Source organism: Phocaeicola plebeius DSM 17135, from assembly GCF_000187895.1.
Classification (GTDB): domain Bacteria; phylum Bacteroidota; class Bacteroidia; order Bacteroidales; family Bacteroidaceae; genus Phocaeicola; species Phocaeicola plebeius.
On the sequence record NZ_DS990135.1, the window covers coordinates 35,857 to 53,631 of the forward strand.

The following is a 17,775-nucleotide window of genomic DNA, read 5'->3' on the forward strand; positions in this document are numbered from 1 at the left end:
ATTTTCCTTTTTCTTCCTTATGTCAACAAGGAAGAAAAAGGAAATAACATAGCGATATATATTAAAAACATAATTTTATGAGAAAGTATGCATATACAATAAAAGTAACCCTGTTGGGACTTTTTTTAGGAATGACATCAGTGGTACAGGCTGATTCTTCATGGACAATTCGGCATTTGGTGTGTGAACAAAATATTGTTTCTTTGGATGTCACCGAAGATTATTTGCTTCTTCCCATACAAGATGATGCACCGGAAGGTAAAATTTGTATTGTAAAAGATAATGAACAGAAGGGTACTCTTATGAATGTCCGTTTGGCTCGCGAGAGAGTGGATTCATACGTCCCATTTGCTTTGTCGGCTTATAAAGGGCAGCATATTTCAATAGAAATACAAGGGGTTCCTGAAACGGCTCTTTGCTGGAAAGAATTGAAACTGTCGGGCTCATTTGATATGGCGAACAAAGAAAGCTTTCGTCCCGTTTATCATCATACTCCGGCATACGGGTGGATGAACGATCCGAACGGAATGTTTTATAAAGATGGATTATATCATTTGTATTTCCAGTATAATCCGTATGGGTCTGTTTGGGGCAATATGCATTGGGGACATTCTACCAGTACCGATTTGATGCATTGGAAATTTGAAGGGTGTGCCATCGTACCGGATGCATGGGGGGCTATTTTTAGTGGTTCCTGTGTGGTAGACCATGAAAATACGGCAGGCTTTGGTAAAGAAGCTGTGGTGGCATTCTATACTTCTGCTAAATCTACTCCATGGGGAGATATACAGATGCAGAGCATGGCCTATAGTCTGGATAACGGAAAAACTTTTACGAAATATGAAGGAAATCCTATTCTGACTTCTTCTGAAAAGGATTTTCGTGACCCCAAGGTATTTTGGTATGCACCGGGAAAGCACTGGGTAATGATTCTTGCAGTAGGCCAGCACATGGAAATCTATTCTTCTGTTAACTTGAAGGAATGGAAGAAAGAAAGTGAATTTGGTGCTATGCAGGGGGCTCACGGTGGCGTATGGGAATGTCCGGATTTGGTGGAAATTCCTGTAGAGGGCACTCGCGAGAAAAAATGGGTACTAATATGCAACCTGAATCCTGGAGGTCCTTTTGGAGGTAGTGCCGCTCAGTATTTCGTAGGTTCATTTGATGGTAAGAAGTTTGTGAACGAATCGCCTACTCAGACAAAGTGGATGGACTGGGGAAAGGATAACTACGCTACTGTAACATGGAACAATGCACCTGACGGACGTTGCATTGCATTAGGATGGATGAGTAACTGGCAGTATGCCAATAATGTTCCTACCCGCCAGTATCGTAGTGCCAATACTCTTGCTCGTGATTTAACGCTTTATCGCGAGGGACAGGAGTTGTATTTAAAAAGTACTCCTTCAGTGGAAGTGAAAAAAGCACGTGGAAAGAAAGTTTCAATACCTTCATTTAAGGTTTCCGAGAAGCATGAAATAGTAAATTTGTTCGAAGATAATCAAGGAGCCTATGAAGTAGAAATAGTCATTCAGAATGCAGGCGCATCAAAGATTGCTTTTTGCCTGTTGAATGATAAAGGAGAGAAAGTCTCTATGTATTATGACTTGAATCGTAAACAATTTGTGATGGATCGTAGTGAGAGCGGAACAGTTGATTTTAGCAAGGACTTCCCTGCGGTTACGGTCGCTCCGGTGAATGTTGACAAAGAGTTGACTTTACGTTTGTTTGTCGATCGGTCAAGTATTGAAGCTTTTGGTGAGGATGGAAAATTTGTGATGACAAATTTGGTCTTCCCTTCACAGCCTTATGTGAAAATGTGCTTTGAAGCGGATAAGAACGGGTATGCTGTGAAAGCATTGAATGTGTATAAATTGCAGTAACCGACTTCCTCACTAGTAAAAATGTTGCGTCCTGTAGTAATATTGTTGCATGAAACAATATTGTCATAGGATGCAACATTCGTTATGGCCTTGTAGCTGGCAATCACTTACTTTTGCGGTGAACAAATAAAAAATTTCATGCTAACATACTAATTTTAATAATGCTATGAAGGCCGAAAAAAAACAGTTTTCAAATCGTATGGGAGCTGCGGTATTGCTGCTCGCCTTGGCTTGTGTAAATGGATATGCACAAGAAAACAAATCATCAAATGACGGTAGTTCTAAAGAAGAAGGTAACCGTAATGTCATGTTGAATGCTGCCAGCGCAAACGGACCTCGTGAAATTCAGATTGGTCTTCCTTCTGCGGATGTGAATGTGCTTGAAAATGGAATTCCGGTAACGTATGCTACCAATCCGCACAGTGTAAACTCTTTGTGGCGTGCAGATGCCAGCTTGAACCATGTAGGATTGTTGAAAATTTCAGAAACTGCCATTACGACAGGTAATATCGGATATGCAGTCAATTCTTTCACTCAGCTTGGTGAAAAAGGTTTTCATGGAACATTGAATTATAAGTCCAATCATTTCGGCATGCAGGAGTTCTCTCTGAATCTGAACGGAGAAATTGCTAACGATTGGTTCTATAGTGGAAGCATCTATCAGGATTTTGACCCGGGAACATTCAAAATCAAATCTACTCCTTTCCAGGATCGTACACAGATTTATAAGTTTGCCTTGACAAAACGCTATAACAATAACCGGGGTGAGTTTACGGCTATGTATCATTACAGCAACAGTCATCCGGTATATATGTATGCCACTCAGTCGGCTCCGTTTATTTACGTAGGTGATGGTAGCGTAAGAGAGTTGGGTGCTTTTGCTTTGGGTACGACTTCTTATCTTCCGGTTGACAATGAAATGGTGTATCGCGACATGCGTACAGGGGAGTTGAAGAAAACAAGCTTGTATGATGCCGTACAGAATAAGGGTAGTGAGTTTACCTTAATGAACAATTACAACTGGGATAACGGTTTGTCTTGGAAAGTAATCATGAAATACGACCATGCGACCGGTTCTTGTGTGTACCAGACTCCGATGGAACTTTCACAGCGTGCAAACAGTGCTATTAATTATCAATATGAAGCAGAAGACGGTAGCATGAGAGCATACGATGGCGAATATGTACAGAGCCGTATGTCTTGCTTGAACCGTGGTTTCATTGATGAAGTAATGTTTACTACTGAGTTGTCTCGTAAATTGTCTAACGGTACATGGCGTTTGGGATTGAACGAATGGTACTATGATATTGATTATGCATCAAATACTACGATGTATGACCAGTCTGTACCGACTGACGGAAGCTATCCGGTTCGTCTTTATAATCCTGATTATAATGTAGCGGGAAGTGGACGTACTTATGGAGGTAATGGATATTACTATGACTTCAACAAGAATGCATCAGAATATTATAAAGGTCATGAAAACAAATTGGCTGTATATTTCACTCACGACTGGGATGTAACCGACAAATTTAACCTTTACTACGGTGCTCGTCTGGAATACCAGGCTCTTCGTGGAAACAATGCAGCGGTTAAAGATGCTGATGGCAATTTTGTAGGACGTTTTGCTGATTATTATCTGGGAGCTACTGCACCTAATGGAACAAAGATTGAACCGACTCCGATGGAGTATGACTGGTTTAATTACGCACTGAGTGCAGCCGCTACTTATAAGTTGACCAAACAGTTCGGATTTACTGGAGACTTTACTTACATTACCCAGCATCCAAGAATTGAGAACTTTGCTCCGGCTGTATTGCCGAATACCGATAAGATTTCAGTACCTCTGGGACGTGCCGGTATCTACTATAACAACGAATGGTTGAGCTTGACTTCATTGTTCTCTTATATCTCAAAGACCAACAACAACTCTACATTGAACTTGCAGCATAGCGTAAATGGAGTAAACGAAATCTTGGCTGCTCCGTTGAACTATGACATCAAGACATTGGGTTGGACAACCGACGTGGTAGCTCGTCCGTTTAAAGGTTTTGATTTGCACTTCCTCTTCACTTACCAGAAGCCGACTTACAAGAAATATGAAACTTCTGTGAAGTTCTCAGACGGTTATGTAGGTCAGATCAATGCCACTGGTAACATCGTAGCAGAAATCCCGCAGGTAATCGTGGAAATCGACCCGAGCTATATGATTACAAAAGATTTGAAAATCTGGACCAGCTTCCGTTACTTTAGCAAGACATACGCTAATATCAATGATGCCTATTATTTCAATGGCCGTTGGGAAACCTTCGGTGGTTTGAACTGGCAGGTAAACAAGAAGCTGTCATTAGGCTGTTCAGTTGTTAACTTCCTGAACCAGACTGGTGCAAAGGGAAGTATCGCAGGTGCAGAACTCGTAACGAAGGAAGAAGCTGGAAAATATGCCAATACAGTAATGGCAGGAAGCTACATCCGTCCGTTCACAGTAGAATTCTCTGCACAGCTTAAATTCTGACATTCATTTTTCTATTCCGATAAATTTCCGGCACAACGAATCAATGGGTTGTGCCGGTTATAAAAAGTTTTCAATAGGTATTTTTAAAAGAATAATTTGTATTTTTAATCCCATAAAACAACGTATCATGAAAAAGAATTTTGTTAACCTCGCATTAGGAGCGTTTTTCTTGACTGGTATGTGGGCATGCCAATCACAAAAAAATAACTTAGTATTTGAGCATCAGGGAGACACTTTGACTGTCGTACACATAAAGAATCCTTCTAAATATCTTTTGCTTCCTATCCAGGAATCATCTAATGAGGGAAAGGTGAAATTAGTAACCGGAAGTCCGGCTGATATGCCGATGGATGTACGTCTGGCAGTAGACAGCGTAGAGTATTACGTACCGTTTGAATTGCCTCAAGGAGCTAAGGAAGCCACTGTTACCATTGGAAAGGTGGCTGCAAACGCTGTATGCTGGGAGCATATTCAGTTGTCGGATACTTTTAATACGGCAAATACGGACTATTATCGTCCGGTATATCACCACACACCGCTTTATGGCTGGATGAACGATGCTAACGGACTGGTATATAAAGATGGAGAGTATCATTTGTATTTTCAGTATAATCCTTACGGTTCCAAGTGGGGAAATATGCACTGGGGACATTCAGTTAGTAAGGACTTGATTCATTGGGACCATTTGAATCCTGCTATCGCACGTGACACATTGGGTCACATTTTCTCAGGAAGTACAGTGGTAGACAAAAACAATAGCGCAGGCTACGGAAAAGATGCCATTATCGCTTTCTACACATCTGCCAGCGATGAACACGGACAGATTCAGTGTATGGCTTATAGCAAAGACAATGGACGTACTTATACAAAATACGAGAAAAATCCGATTTTGACTCCGTTTGACGGACTGAAAGATTTCCGCGATCCGAAAGTGTTCTGGTATGAACCAGCTCAGAAATGGTATATGATTGTTTCTGCGGACAAGGAAATGCGTTTCTACTCTTCTTCTAACTTGAAGGACTGGGAATATCAGAGCGGATTTGGTAAAGGTTATGGTGTACAGCCTAATCAGTTTGAGTGTCCTGACTTTATCCAGTTGCCGGTTGATGGTGACAAGAACAATATGAAATGGGTGATGATTGTAAATATCAACCCGGGTTGTATGTTCGGTGGTAGTGCTACAGAATATTTCGTAGGTGATTTTGATGGAAAAGAATTCAAATGTGACACGAAACCGGAAGTAACTAAATGGTTGGATTTTGGTAAAGACCACTATGCTACTGTTTGTTTCTCAAATACTGGAGACCGCGTGGTTGCAGTGCCTTGGATGAGCAACTGGCAATATGCAAATGTAACTCCTATCCGTCAGTATCGTGGAGCAAATGCCTTGCCGCGTGAATTGTCATTGTACACAAAAGATGGTCAGATTTACATGGCAGCCAATGCTGTAAAGGAAACAGCAGGCTTGCGTAAAGAAACACGTACCATTGACAATCAGACTGTGAAAGGTGAAAGCAAGATTGACGAAATCTTCCCGCAGAATGAGGGTGCTTTTGAAATTGAAATGGATGTAACTCCGGGTGCATCTGCTGTGGCTGGAATGGAACTGTTGAATGACAAGGGTGAAAAGACCAAGATTTACCTGGATATGAAAGCCGGTAAACTGGTGATGGATCGTACAGAAAGTGGGTTGGTTGCCTTTGGTGAAAAAGCAGAACCTCATGCCATCGAAAATCATGACCGTCGTAAAACGACTTCTATCAACTATAAGAATGATTTTGCATTAGGCACATGGGCTCCTCTTTCATTGTGTGAAGGAAAAACTTATCATTTGCAGATTTTTGTAGACAAGTGCTCTGTAGAAATCTTTGCCAATGGAGGTCGTATTGCCATGACCAACTTAGTATTCCCTACCAAACCTTATAACTCTATTCGTCTTTACAGTGAAGGTGGTGATTATAAGGTAGAGAATATGAAGATACATAAATTGGGGTTGTAATTTATTAAAAAACCAGACAGACCATGAAAAACTTTTTTATTACGGCTTTAGGCTTGTTTTGGGGTTTTCAGTGCGCGGAGGCAGCGGAAGAAAAGGTTATCCGGATTTCAACGGATAATACAGACCTGGTGCTTCAGGTAGCTGAAAACGGACGTCTCTATCAGACTTACTTGGGCGAAAAACTGTTGCATGAATCGGATTTGAAGAAACTGGACTGGCAGATACATCCGGCATCAGATGCCAGTGTCTCTCCACGCGGATGGGAAGTCTGTTCAGGTTCAGGTAACGAGGATTTCTTTGAACCGGCTTTGGGAGTGACTCATGCCGACGGTAATGCTTCTACCTGGCTTTATTACGTGTTTTCTTCTACAAAAGCTGTGGAAGGAGGAACACAGACAGATATTCATTTGCGTGATGACAAATATCCGGTGAATGTAACCTTGCATTACGTGGCTTACGAAAAGGAGGACGTAATCAAGACTTGGAGTGAAATCTCACACCAGGAGAAAAAGCCTGTACAGTTATTCCGTTATGCTTCTACGATGTTGTATTTCAATCGTCCGGCTTACTATTTGACTGAATTCAGTGGCGACTGGGCGAAGGAAGTGCAGATGAGTACACAGAAGCTGGAGTTCGGTAAGAAAGTGGTAGATACCAAGCTGGGAAGTCGTGCTGCCATGCATGCACAACCTTTTTTCATGGTCGGTCTGGATGCTCCTGCTGCAGAAAATCAGGGGGAAGTCCTGATGGGTACATTGGGATGGACAGGTAACTTCAGCTTTACTTTCGAAGTGGACAATGTGGGTAATCTGCGTGTGATTCCTGCTATTAATCCTTATGCTTCGGTGTATGAGCTTCAGAAAGGCGAAGTGTTCACTACTCCTGAATTTATTTTCACTTTGAGTAATAAGGGTACGGGCGAAGGTAGCCGCCGCTTTCAGAACTGGGCACGGAATTATCAGTTGAAAGATGGAAAAGGTTCTCGTCTGACGTTGTTGAATAACTGGGAGAATACTGGATTCGACTTTAATCAGAATATTCTTGTCGATCTGATTAAGGAAACGAAAGAACTCGGTGTAGACATGTTCTTGCTGGATGACGGATGGTTTGGCAACAAATACAAACGCAGCAGCGATACAGCTGGACTGGGCGACTGGGATGTAACGGCCGACAAACTTCCTGATGGAATCAATGCGCTGGTTCAGGCGGCTGAAAAAGAAGGAGTGAAGTTCGGTCTCTGGATTGAACCGGAAATGGTGAATCCGAAGAGTGAATTGTTTGAAAAGCATCCTGACTGGGCAATCCATTACCCGAACCGTGAAACCTATTACTATCGTAACCAGCTGGTACTCGATTTGAGTAACCCGAAGGTGCAGGATTATGTGTATGGCATTGTGGATAAGTTGTTGAAGGAAAATCCGGGTATCGCTTATTTCAAATGGGATTGCAACAGCCCGATTACCAATATCTATTCTTCTTATCTGAAAGGTGCACAGGGACGCTTGTATATAGACCATGTACGTGGCGTGTACAATGTCATGAAACGAGTAAAAGAGAACTATCCGGATGTACCGATGATGCTTTGCTCTGGTGGTGGCGCACGTTGTGACTATGAAGCCTTGAAATATTTCACGGAATTCTGGTGCAGTGACAACACGGATCCGGTGGAAAGAGCTTATATCCAGTGGGGCTTTTCTCAGTTCTTCCCGGCCAAGGCCATGTGTGCACACGTGACAAGCTGGAATAAGAATACTTCTATCAAGTTCCGTACCGACATGGCATCCATGTGTAAGCTGGGATTTGATATCGGCTTGAAAGAAATGGCTGCAGAAGAATTGGAATATTGCCAGCTTGCGGTAGCCAACTGGAAACGTTTGCAGCCGGTGATTCTGGATGGGGTACAGTACCGTCTGGTATCTCCGTATGAATCTAACCACATGGCAGTGAACTATGTTAGTCAGGATGCTTCAAAGGGCGTGATATTCGCTTACGATATCTATCCTCGCTTCCAGGAAAAGCTGATTCCGTTGAAGGTAAAAGGACTGGATCCGAACAAAATGTATCGTGTGAAAGAAATCAACCTGATGCCGGGAACAGAATCTACGCTGGAGGCCGATGGAGAATTATTCTCTGGTGATTATCTGATGAAAGTCGGATTGGATGTCTTTGGATTCCGTCCTACTCAGAGCCATGTGATAGAACTTACTGCTGAATAAGAAAGACGATTCTCAACAAGAGATGAAGCTGAATTTGAACAGATTAAAAACAAGTAAAAATGACAAATACTCAATTGAAATATGCCAAGCTGTTTCCCGTGATGCTTTGCTTCTTTGCTATGGGATTCGTAGATTTGGTGGGAATTGCTTCAAACTATGTGAAAGAAGATTTAGGTCTGACAGACTCTGAAGCAAATATTTTCCCTTCTTTGGTATTCTTTTGGTTTTTGATATTCTCAGTGCCTACTGGAATACTGATGAACCGGATTGGAAGAAAAAAGACTGTATTGCTGAGCTTGGGAGTGACTTTCTTCTCTTTACTACTTCCTATGTTTGGCGACAGCTATGGATTGATGCTTTGCTCGTTCTCTTTATTGGGAATAGGTAATGCTTTGATGCAGACTTCACTCAATCCATTATTGAGCAATATTATCTCGGGCGACCGTCTGGCCAGTACGCTGACTTTCGGACAGTTCGTGAAAGCTATTGCTTCTTTCCTTGCTCCTTATCTGGCCATGTGGGGAGCTTTGCAGGCTATTCCGACTTTTGGTTTGGGATGGAGAGTGTTGTTCCCTATTTATATGATTGTAGCTGTATTTGCTATTTTGTTGCTTTCGGCTACTCCTATTACAGAAGAACAGCCGGACAAGGCATCTGGATTTGCTGATTGTCTGAAACTGTTAGGAAAACCTTTTATTCTGCTGTCTTTCCTTGGCATCATGTGCCATGTGGGAATCGATGTGGGTACGAACACTACTGCTCCTAAAATTCTGATGGAACGTATTGGAATGACATTGACAGAAGCTGGGTTTGCCACTAGTCTGTATTTTATATTCCGTACATTGGGATGTTTTTCCGGTGCATTTATCTTACGGGCCGTATCATCTAAAGTCTTTTTCCTGATAAGTGCGATTTGCATGATGCTGGCTATGATCGGACTTTTTGCTTTCGACTCTCAGATGGTTATTTATATTTGTATCGCATTGATAGGTTTTGGAAACTCTAACGTATTCTCTATCATCTTCTCTCAGGCTCTTTTGGCTATGCCCGAGAAGAAAAATGAAGTCTCAGGACTGATGATTATGGGATTGTTTGGTGGTACCGTATTCCCTCTTTTGATGGGAGTTGCCAGCGATGCAATCGGACAGAATGGAGCCGTAGCAGTGATGACGGTAGGTGTGATTTATTTGCTTTTTTATACATTGAAAATTAAACATTAAAACTATGGAAAATACAATTGTTGTAGGTATAGGTGAAGCACTATGGGATGTGCTGCCTGAAGGAAAGAAAATAGGTGGAGCTCCGGCTAATTTTGCATATCATGTGTCACAGTTTGGTTTGGATGGTCGTGCGGTTAGTGCTGTAGGAGATGACAAGTTAGGAGCAGAAATTTTGGAAAACTTCTATGAGAAGAATCTGCATAGCATGATTGAAAAAGTACCGTATCCTACAGGTACGGTTCAGGTAGAACTGGATGCAGAAGGAGTTCCTTGTTATGATATAAAGGAAGGTGTGGCATGGGATAATATTCCTTACACTCCAGCTTTGGAAGGGTTGGCTAAACAGACTACAGCGGTTTGCTTTGGTTCTTTGGCACAGCGAAGCGTGGTTTCCAGAGAAACAATCAACAAGTTCTTGGATGCCATGCCGGAAGATACATTGAAAGTGTTTGACATTAATCTTCGTCAGGGTTTTTATACGAAAGAAGTGCTTTGCAATTCTTTCCAGAAATGTAATGTGCTGAAGATAAATGATGAGGAGCTGGTTACAGTGAGCCGTATGTTCGGTTACCCGGGTATTGACCTGCAGGATAAATGCTGGATTCTGCTTGCCAAGTATAACCTGAAAATGTTGATTCTGACTTGTGGCGTGAACGGAAGCTATGTCTTTACTCCAGGAAATGTGTCATTTGTAGAAACTCCAAAAGTAAATGTAGCCGATACAGTAGGCGCAGGTGATTCATTCACTGCTACTTTTGTGGCTTCTATTTTGAAAGGAAAGACCGTACGCGAAGCGCATGAACTGGCAGTAGAGGCTTCGGCATTTGTATGTACCCAGAATGGGGCTATGCCGGAATTCCCTCTGTATTTGAAGGAAAAAATTTAAGCTATATAGTTTATCTTGTGAAAAATCTCCGGAAGTATGTTTCTGTACTTCCGGAGATTTTTTTTGTCTGGTAGATTGGAAAGTCTGCTGAAGATAATGTTGCTTCGGCTTTGTCTGTTTTATGTTTTCCGCGTGAAAACCATACGTTTCCCGAAGCGAAAACGTAGGTTTCTCACACGGAAAACGTATGGTTCCGCTTCGGGAGACATAAAAAGAGTAGAGCCGTTGAACGAAAAATTGTGGGTCGGTTTCGTGATTTTTGTATATGTCAGACTGTATAAATCGCTGCGATTTTCATACATTTGCAGAAATAGATATAAAATTATGAAACATTTAGTCTGTGGTTGGATAGGGGTAATTTGCTTGCTGTTTTTGTCTGTAGCCTGTTCCCGGAAGGAGATGGACTATACTATAGCCGTGTCACAGTGTAGCGAGGATGATTGGCGTGCCCAGATGAATAAAGAAATTCTTCGGGAAGGTTTGTTCTACCCGGGGGTAAATATTGAAGTTTATCAGGCTCATGATGATAATACCCATCAGATTAAGGATATAGAATCTTTGATTGAAAGAAAAGTCGATTTGCTGATTGTGGCTCCGAATGAAGCTGAAGCTATTACTCCGGTGATTGAGAAGGCATACGATGCCGGAATTCCTGTCATCCTGATTGATCGGAAAATCAATTCTAAAAAATATACAGCCTATGTGGGTGCCGATAACTACGAAATTGGTCGTAGGGCGGGGGAGTATATTGCAGACCGTTTAAAAGGAAAGGGACGAGTGATAGAAATTACCGGGCTAAGAGGTTCAACTCCGGCAGTAGAACGTCATCGAGGAATGATGGAAGCTTTGAAAGCTACTCCGGGAGTGCAAGTGGTGGCTTCTGCTGAAGCCGGGTGGTTCCGGCAGAAAGCTGGGGAGGTTATGGATACGTTACTGGATGCTCATCCACAAGTAGACCTTGTTTTTGCACAGAATGACCGGATGGCTATCGGGGCGTATGAGAAGGCACGTCAGAAGAATCGTGCCGGACAGATTGCTTTTGTAGGAGTTGATGCGGTAGCTGCTGGAGTAGAAAGTGTGGCGGAAGGCAAACTGGATGCCACCTTCATTTATCCCACAGGCGGAGATAAGGTGATTCAAGTGGCCATGGCTATATTACAAGGTGAACCTTATCAGAGAGAGAATATTCTTTCTACGGCATTGGTGAACCGTGCCAATGCCCGTGTGATGCAGATGCAGATGAAGCATATTTTGACGCTGGACCAAAAAATTGAGCTTTTAAATCATCAGCTGGATGATTATTTTCTTCGTTACTCCGCACAAAAAATGTTCTTATATGCTTGTGTGGTGATATTGGTGTTGGTTGGATTCTTGTTCTTTTTTCTGGTGCGTGCCTTTTGGGTAAAGAACCGGATGAATACGGAATTGTCCAGTCAGAAGCAACAATTAGAGCAGCAGCGTGACCAGTTGCAGGAACAACGTGATCAGCTGATTGTATTGTCTCGTCAGTTGGAGGAGGCTACACATGCCAAGTTGGCCTTCTTTACCAGCGTGTCGCATGATTTCCGTACGCCGTTGACCTTGATTGCAGACCCAATCAATCAGTTGCTTGAAGAAAAGCATTTGGGTGAGAGAGAGAAGAATATGCTGGAGATAGTGCGGAAGAATGTGGCCGTTTTATTGAGGTTGATCACTCAGATTCTGGATTTCCAAAAATATGAACATGGTAAACTGGCTTTGCGGCTTTCTGAGTTTAATGCGCTGGAATGTATAAAGGATTGGACAGAGGCATTTCATACCTTGGCATTCCGGAAGCATATTCAGTTTGCGGTGAAGGCGGAAGGAGATGCGGCGCAGTATGTGATGGTGGCCGATGCCGAAAAAATAGAACGCATTACCTACAATTTATTGTCCAATGCCTTTAAGTTTACTCCGGAAAAAGGTGAGATAAAAGTTGCGCTTTCACGGATAGAGAAAGATAATCAACCGTATTTATGTATGGAAGTCAGTGATACGGGTATTGGTATGTCGGAAGAACATGTACATCATGTGTTTGAACGTTTTTATCAAATAGATGTGCAGCATACAGGCTCAGGCCTGGGATTGGCTCTGGTAGAGGCTTTTGTGCAGTTGCATAAGGGTACGGTACAGGTGGAAAGTGAAAAAGGAAAAGGTACATGTTTCCGGGTTGTACTTCCGATGAAGCAGGAAGGCGAAGTGAAGGAGGTTATAGAGAAAAATGAATCCTTGAAAAACTTGCAGGAAGGGGCTGTGCTGGATGCTGGACAGGAGACTTTGCATCAGTGGGTTGAAAACGTGGAGGTGGACGGAACAGCAGACAAAGAAGTGGTGCTGGTTATTGATGACAATCAGGATGTGCGTGACTACGTGAAGATGTTGCTGCAAGATAAATATACTGTAATTGAGGCAGTTAACGGGCAGGAAGGCATAAGACAAGCTATGAAATATGTGCCGGATGTAGTGGTATGTGATGTCATGATGCCTGTTATGGACGGTATAGAATGTTGTAAGCGGCTGAAAAGCGAGTTGCAGACGTCTCACATTCCGGTATTGATGCTGACGGCATACGCTATGGATGAACAGCGGATTCAGGGATATGATTCGGGGGCAGACTCGTATCTGACGAAGCCTTTCAATGCCAAACTCCTGCTGGCGCGAATTCGCAACCTGATAGACAATCGGAAGCGGTTGAAGTCGTTCACAGAAGATGCCACAGCTGTAGGCGGAAAACAGCAGCTAGGCGAAGTGGACAAGGGATTTGTGGAAAAACTGAAATCCTTGATAGAAGAAAAGATGGGTAATTCAGATTTGAGTGTAGAAGACTTGGGTGCTGAATTGGGATTGGGGCGCGTGCAGTTATATCGTAAAACAAAATCCTTGACCGGATATGCTCCGAATGAATTGTTGCGCATAGCCCGGCTGAAAAAGGCTGCCTCTTTGCTGGCATCTTCTGAAAAGACGGTGGCCGAAATTACATACGAAGTGGGATTTAGCTCTCCGTCTTACTTCACCCGGTGTTATAAAGACTATTTTGGAGAAAGCCCCAGCGAATTCCTGAAAAGACGGGATGGGAAGAATTGAGAAGGAAAAGATTCTTTCTAAAAGAAATAGTTGTATATTTGGGCACTTTTTTGAATAGCTGGTTATGAAACGTATTTTGATATTGATATTCGTGTTATGTGTATATGGTGCTGCTGGGCGTGCGCAAGATTTGAAAACGCTTTTTGTAGCATTACCAGATTCATTGTCTCCGCTTTTGACAGAGGTTAATCGGGCTGATTTTGGGGACTTTCTGGAAAGCGGGATGAAGGCAGAGGTGAAGAACCGTTTTGGAAATATGTCGGAAATGACTAAATTGACCTCAGATTATTTATTCCTGAAAACGACTTCTGCCAGTACTTTGGAACTGAAATTGCTTCCGTTGAATGACTCCGTGAAAGTGATTTGTGCAGTTTCTACTTATTCGGCTCCAGCGGCTGACAGCCATATTGCTTTTTATGATATGAAGTGGCATGAATTGCCGATTTCTGATTTTTTACAGCTTCCGCAGGAGGATGAGTTTTATTTGAAACCGGCTTCGGCAGAACAGGCTGATTCTTTGAAAAATCTGCGTGCTTATGCAGATATGTATTTATGGAAGGCTGAGCTGTCGGTTGATAAACCTGTATTGAGCTTTACTTATACTACCCCAGACTATTTGGATAAGGAAACCGCAAAAAAATTAAAACCGTATCTGAAATCCCACCCTGTTTGTCTGGAGTGGAAAGAGGGAAAATTTGTATCTCAGGAAAATTTGAATACCTCGTTAAAGTAGTTCTATTTAATTATTTGTATTGCTGAAGGTTATGTTGTACAACATCTATTCTGCTCTTTGCGTATAAAAATACATAAAAAATCGTTAACCGCTCGGACGGATATACCGAATTTTTTTTATCTTTGGAACGCTGTTTGTAAAACGACAAGCATATCTGTGTAATTATGAAGGCAGGAATGCATTCTAAAAATGATTTGTTTTAAACCAGTAATGGTATTCTGAATAAGGGTCGGGCTGGAAAAATAGAAAATAACGAAGTCCATCCGACGGATACTAGCTGAAAAATATAAGGTATAATGATTTTAAAGTGTATTAGAACAGTAGCAATGGCGGCTCTGGCCATGGTCAGCATCAATGTTTCAGGACAGGATCTTCTGGCTCGTCAGGCGCCGATTGACAGAAAATTAAAAGCTGTGGATTCATTAGCCCTGATTCGCCAGATCAAAGCAGAACAGGCAGTATATCCCGCTTACAGTCTTTATCCAAACTGGAACAATGATCGCGTTCATGCTTACGGCGGTAATGTACAGGTTCCAGATAGTTTCCGAATCGATTTGACAGGCTTTTGCATGCCGACCACTCATACAGTCATCACTTCTAAATGCGGTCCGCGCTGGCGGCGTATGCATAACGGATTGGATATAAAGGTTTATATTGGTGATACTATCCGTGCTGCTTTCGACGGGCGTGTGCGCATGGTGAAATATGAACGTAGAGGGTACGGAAAATATGTAGTAATTCGTCATGACAATGGATTGGAAACCATTTACGGACACTTGTCTAAACAGATTGTGGCAGAAGATGAGTATGTAAAGGCGGGTGATCCGATTGGCTTGGGAGGAAATACCGGGCGTTCTACTGGTTCTCACCTTCATTTTGAAACTCGTTTCTTGGGCGAAGTGATAAATCCGGAATTTATGTTTGATTTTCCGAATCAAGATATTGTGTCAGACAGCTATTTGTTTGTACGTGGTGCCAACCGTTATGCATATCAGCGTACCCGTGCATTGGCAGCTGTTAAATCAGGAAAATCCGGAGCAGCTGAAGCAGAAAAATCGGCTATCCGTTATCATAAAATCCGTAAGGGCGATACATTGGGACGTATCTCTCGCTTGTATCACGTATCCATTGACCGCTTGTGCCAGATTAATGGTATAAAACGTACTACAACGTTGCGTATCGGACAAGTTTTAAGATGTTCTTGATAAGAAAAACAAATTTGCTGAAATAAAAAAGGATGCCATTTCATATAGTTCTGTCGGGACTGTATGAAATGGCATTTTTATCTCCCTTATTTTTTGTGTGCTCTCTGAAAAAACAGTAACTTTGCCACATATTCGAGCATAAAAGATGGAAGAAACCAAGAAACAATTTGAACATGTAATTGCGGTATGCCGTGATTTGTTTGCTAAAAAGTTGCATGATTACGGAGCTGCCTGGCGCATTATGCGACCATCTTCTGTGACAGACCAGATTTTTATTAAGGTAAACCGTATCCGGAGTATTGAAGTGAAAGGTGTGTCCTTGATAGATGAAGGCATTCGTCCGGAGTTTATTGCAATTGTCAATTATGGTATTATCGGGCTTATTCAGCTGGAACTGGGCTATGCCGAGAAGGAAGATATCACAGAGGAACGTGCGCTGGAATTATATGATGCGTATGCAGATAAGGCCCTGAAGTTGATGTTGGCTAAGAATCATGATTATGATGAGGCCTGGCGTAGCATGCGTATCACTTCTTATACAGATTTGATTTTGATGAAGATCTATCGAACCAAACAGATAGAATCTTTGAAGGGAGATACGTTGGTGTCAGAAGGCGTGGATGCCAATTATATGGATATGATTAATTATGCCGTTTTTGGATTGATTAAGCTGGAGTTTGGAGAATAAGTTTCTACATAAAGCAGTTGTGGTCTGGAGCAACGTTTGCCGTTTTTTGTTGGCTGTCGTTTTTCTGTTCTCCGGATTTGTCAAGGCCAATGACCCTTTGGGCACGGTCTATAAGGTACAGGATTACCTGGAAGCATGGGGGCTGCAGAGCCTGAGTGCGGGATATGTGCCTTATCTGGCAGCTATGCTCTGTGCCTTGCTTGAGTTTATTCTTGGAATTTATCTGTTCTTTGGGATTCGTCGGAGGGTAGCGCCTTTATTGGTGTTGCTGGTTATGTCTTTCATGACCCCGCTGACACTATGGCTGGCAATCGCCAATCCTATTTCTGACTGTGGTTGTTTTGGCGATGCGGTAGTACTAACCAACTGGGAAACTTTCTTCAAAAACGTAGTGTTGCTTATTGCGGCTATTTCCGTGTTTAAATGGAGGCAGTATATATTCAATCTGGTGACGACAAAGGTGGATTGGCTGATTTCGCTTTACAGCATTTTGTTTATTATCTTCTTCATGCTGTTCTGCCTACGTTATCTACCTGTATTTGATTTTCGTCCATATCACGTGGGGGCAGATATCGTGAAAGGTATGACGATTCCTGAAGGCGAGAAACCTACTGTGTATGAAACGCTTTTTATTTATTCGAAAGACGGAAAAGAGCAAGAATTTACGATTGATAATTTCCCGACAGATACTACGTGGACTTTTGTCGATTCAAAGACTCGGGTGAAGGAGAAGGGCTATGAACCTCCTATTCACGACTTCTCGATTACTTCACTGGAAACGGGAGAGGATTTGACTGATGACATACTCCATAGTGAGCAGTACACCTTTTTGCTTGTGGCACCATGGTTGAAGCAGGCAGACGATAGTGGTATGGATCTGATCAATGAAGTGTATGACTACAGTGTGGAACACGGTTACCGTTTTCTTTGTCTGACGGCCTCCTCGGAACAGGATATTACAGATTGGCAGGAAAATACAGGGGCAGAATATCCGTTTGCATTGATGGATGAGATTACGCTGAAAACGATGATTCGTTCTAACCCGGGATTGATATTGCTGAAAAAAGGAGTCGTGCTGCGTAAATGGAGTGTTTCCAATCTGCCTGATGAATACCAGTTGAATGCACCGCTGGAGAAACTTCCATTCAGTACATGGAATCCGAAAACTAGTGTACACAAAGTGGTAGAAGTGACCGGCTGGTTTTTGGGACCTTTGCTGTTGCTGACCGTGGTCGACCTGATATGGTTGCGCATAAAAAGCCGCAAAAAGAAAAAAGAGAAAGAGAATAAAAAAGAAACATTATAACTAACCCTTTAAAATTAAAACA

General features: G+C 42.4%; 11 protein-coding genes. All 11 read left to right on the forward strand.

What is annotated here, in order from left to right:
• The first annotated feature begins 77 nt into the window (after positions 1–77).
• The 11 genes from BACPLE_RS17845 (at position 78) to BACPLE_RS17895 (ending at position 17,753) form a co-directional block, all read left to right on the forward strand.
• Entirely contained in the window at positions 78–1,883 is a 1,806-nt protein-coding gene (locus tag BACPLE_RS17845) for a DUF4980 domain-containing protein (RefSeq protein ID WP_007564558.1), read from the forward strand.
• A 166-nt stretch (positions 1,884–2,049) separates the two neighbouring features.
• The gene (locus BACPLE_RS17850; RefSeq protein WP_007564559.1) at positions 2,050–4,398 is read left to right on the forward strand and encodes a TonB-dependent receptor; all 2,349 of its coding nucleotides are present in this window, start codon (positions 2,050–2,052) and stop codon (positions 4,396–4,398) included.
• A gap of 127 nt (positions 4,399–4,525) precedes the next feature.
• Positions 4,526–6,397 carry a GH32 C-terminal domain-containing protein gene (locus tag BACPLE_RS17855; protein ID WP_040313453.1) on the forward strand — a complete coding sequence of 624 codons (1,872 nt, stop codon included), beginning with the start codon at positions 4,526–4,528 and terminating at the stop codon, positions 6,395–6,397.
• Positions 6,398–6,420: 23 nt separating this feature from the next.
• On the forward strand, positions 6,421–8,613 hold the full coding sequence (locus tag BACPLE_RS17860; protein WP_007564564.1) for an alpha-galactosidase: 2,193 nt from the start codon (positions 6,421–6,423) through the stop codon (positions 8,611–8,613).
• A gap of 59 nt (positions 8,614–8,672) precedes the next feature.
• On the forward strand, positions 8,673–9,833 hold the full coding sequence (locus BACPLE_RS17865) for an MFS transporter (protein WP_007564566.1): 1,161 nt from the start codon (positions 8,673–8,675) through the stop codon (positions 9,831–9,833).
• 4 nt (positions 9,834–9,837) lie between these two features.
• Positions 9,838–10,719: a carbohydrate kinase family protein gene (locus tag BACPLE_RS17870; RefSeq protein ID WP_007564568.1), complete on the forward strand. Its 882-nt coding sequence runs from the start codon at positions 9,838–9,840 to the stop codon at positions 10,717–10,719.
• Positions 10,720–11,043: 324 nt separating this feature from the next.
• A complete protein-coding gene (locus tag BACPLE_RS17875) occupies positions 11,044–13,821 on the forward strand; it encodes a hybrid sensor histidine kinase/response regulator transcription factor (protein WP_040313455.1) in 2,778 nt (925 codons plus the stop codon).
• Positions 13,822–13,885: 64 nt separating this feature from the next.
• Positions 13,886–14,554, forward strand: coding sequence for a DUF3256 family protein (locus BACPLE_RS17880; protein WP_007564571.1), 669 nt, complete (start codon positions 13,886–13,888; stop codon positions 14,552–14,554).
• A gap of 296 nt (positions 14,555–14,850) precedes the next feature.
• Positions 14,851–15,759 carry a peptidoglycan DD-metalloendopeptidase family protein gene (locus tag BACPLE_RS17885; RefSeq protein ID WP_007564573.1) on the forward strand — a complete coding sequence of 303 codons (909 nt, stop codon included), beginning with the start codon at positions 14,851–14,853 and terminating at the stop codon, positions 15,757–15,759.
• Positions 15,760–15,904: 145 nt separating this feature from the next.
• Positions 15,905–16,447, forward strand: coding sequence for a DUF1599 domain-containing protein (locus BACPLE_RS17890; protein ID WP_007564575.1), 543 nt, complete (start codon positions 15,905–15,907; stop codon positions 16,445–16,447).
• Positions 16,437–17,753: a BT_3928 family protein gene (locus BACPLE_RS17895; protein ID WP_007564577.1), complete on the forward strand. Its 1,317-nt coding sequence runs from the start codon at positions 16,437–16,439 to the stop codon at positions 17,751–17,753. Before BACPLE_RS17890 ends, BACPLE_RS17895 begins: the two co-directional genes overlap by 11 nt.
• The last annotated feature ends 22 nt before the right edge of the window (positions 17,754–17,775 follow it).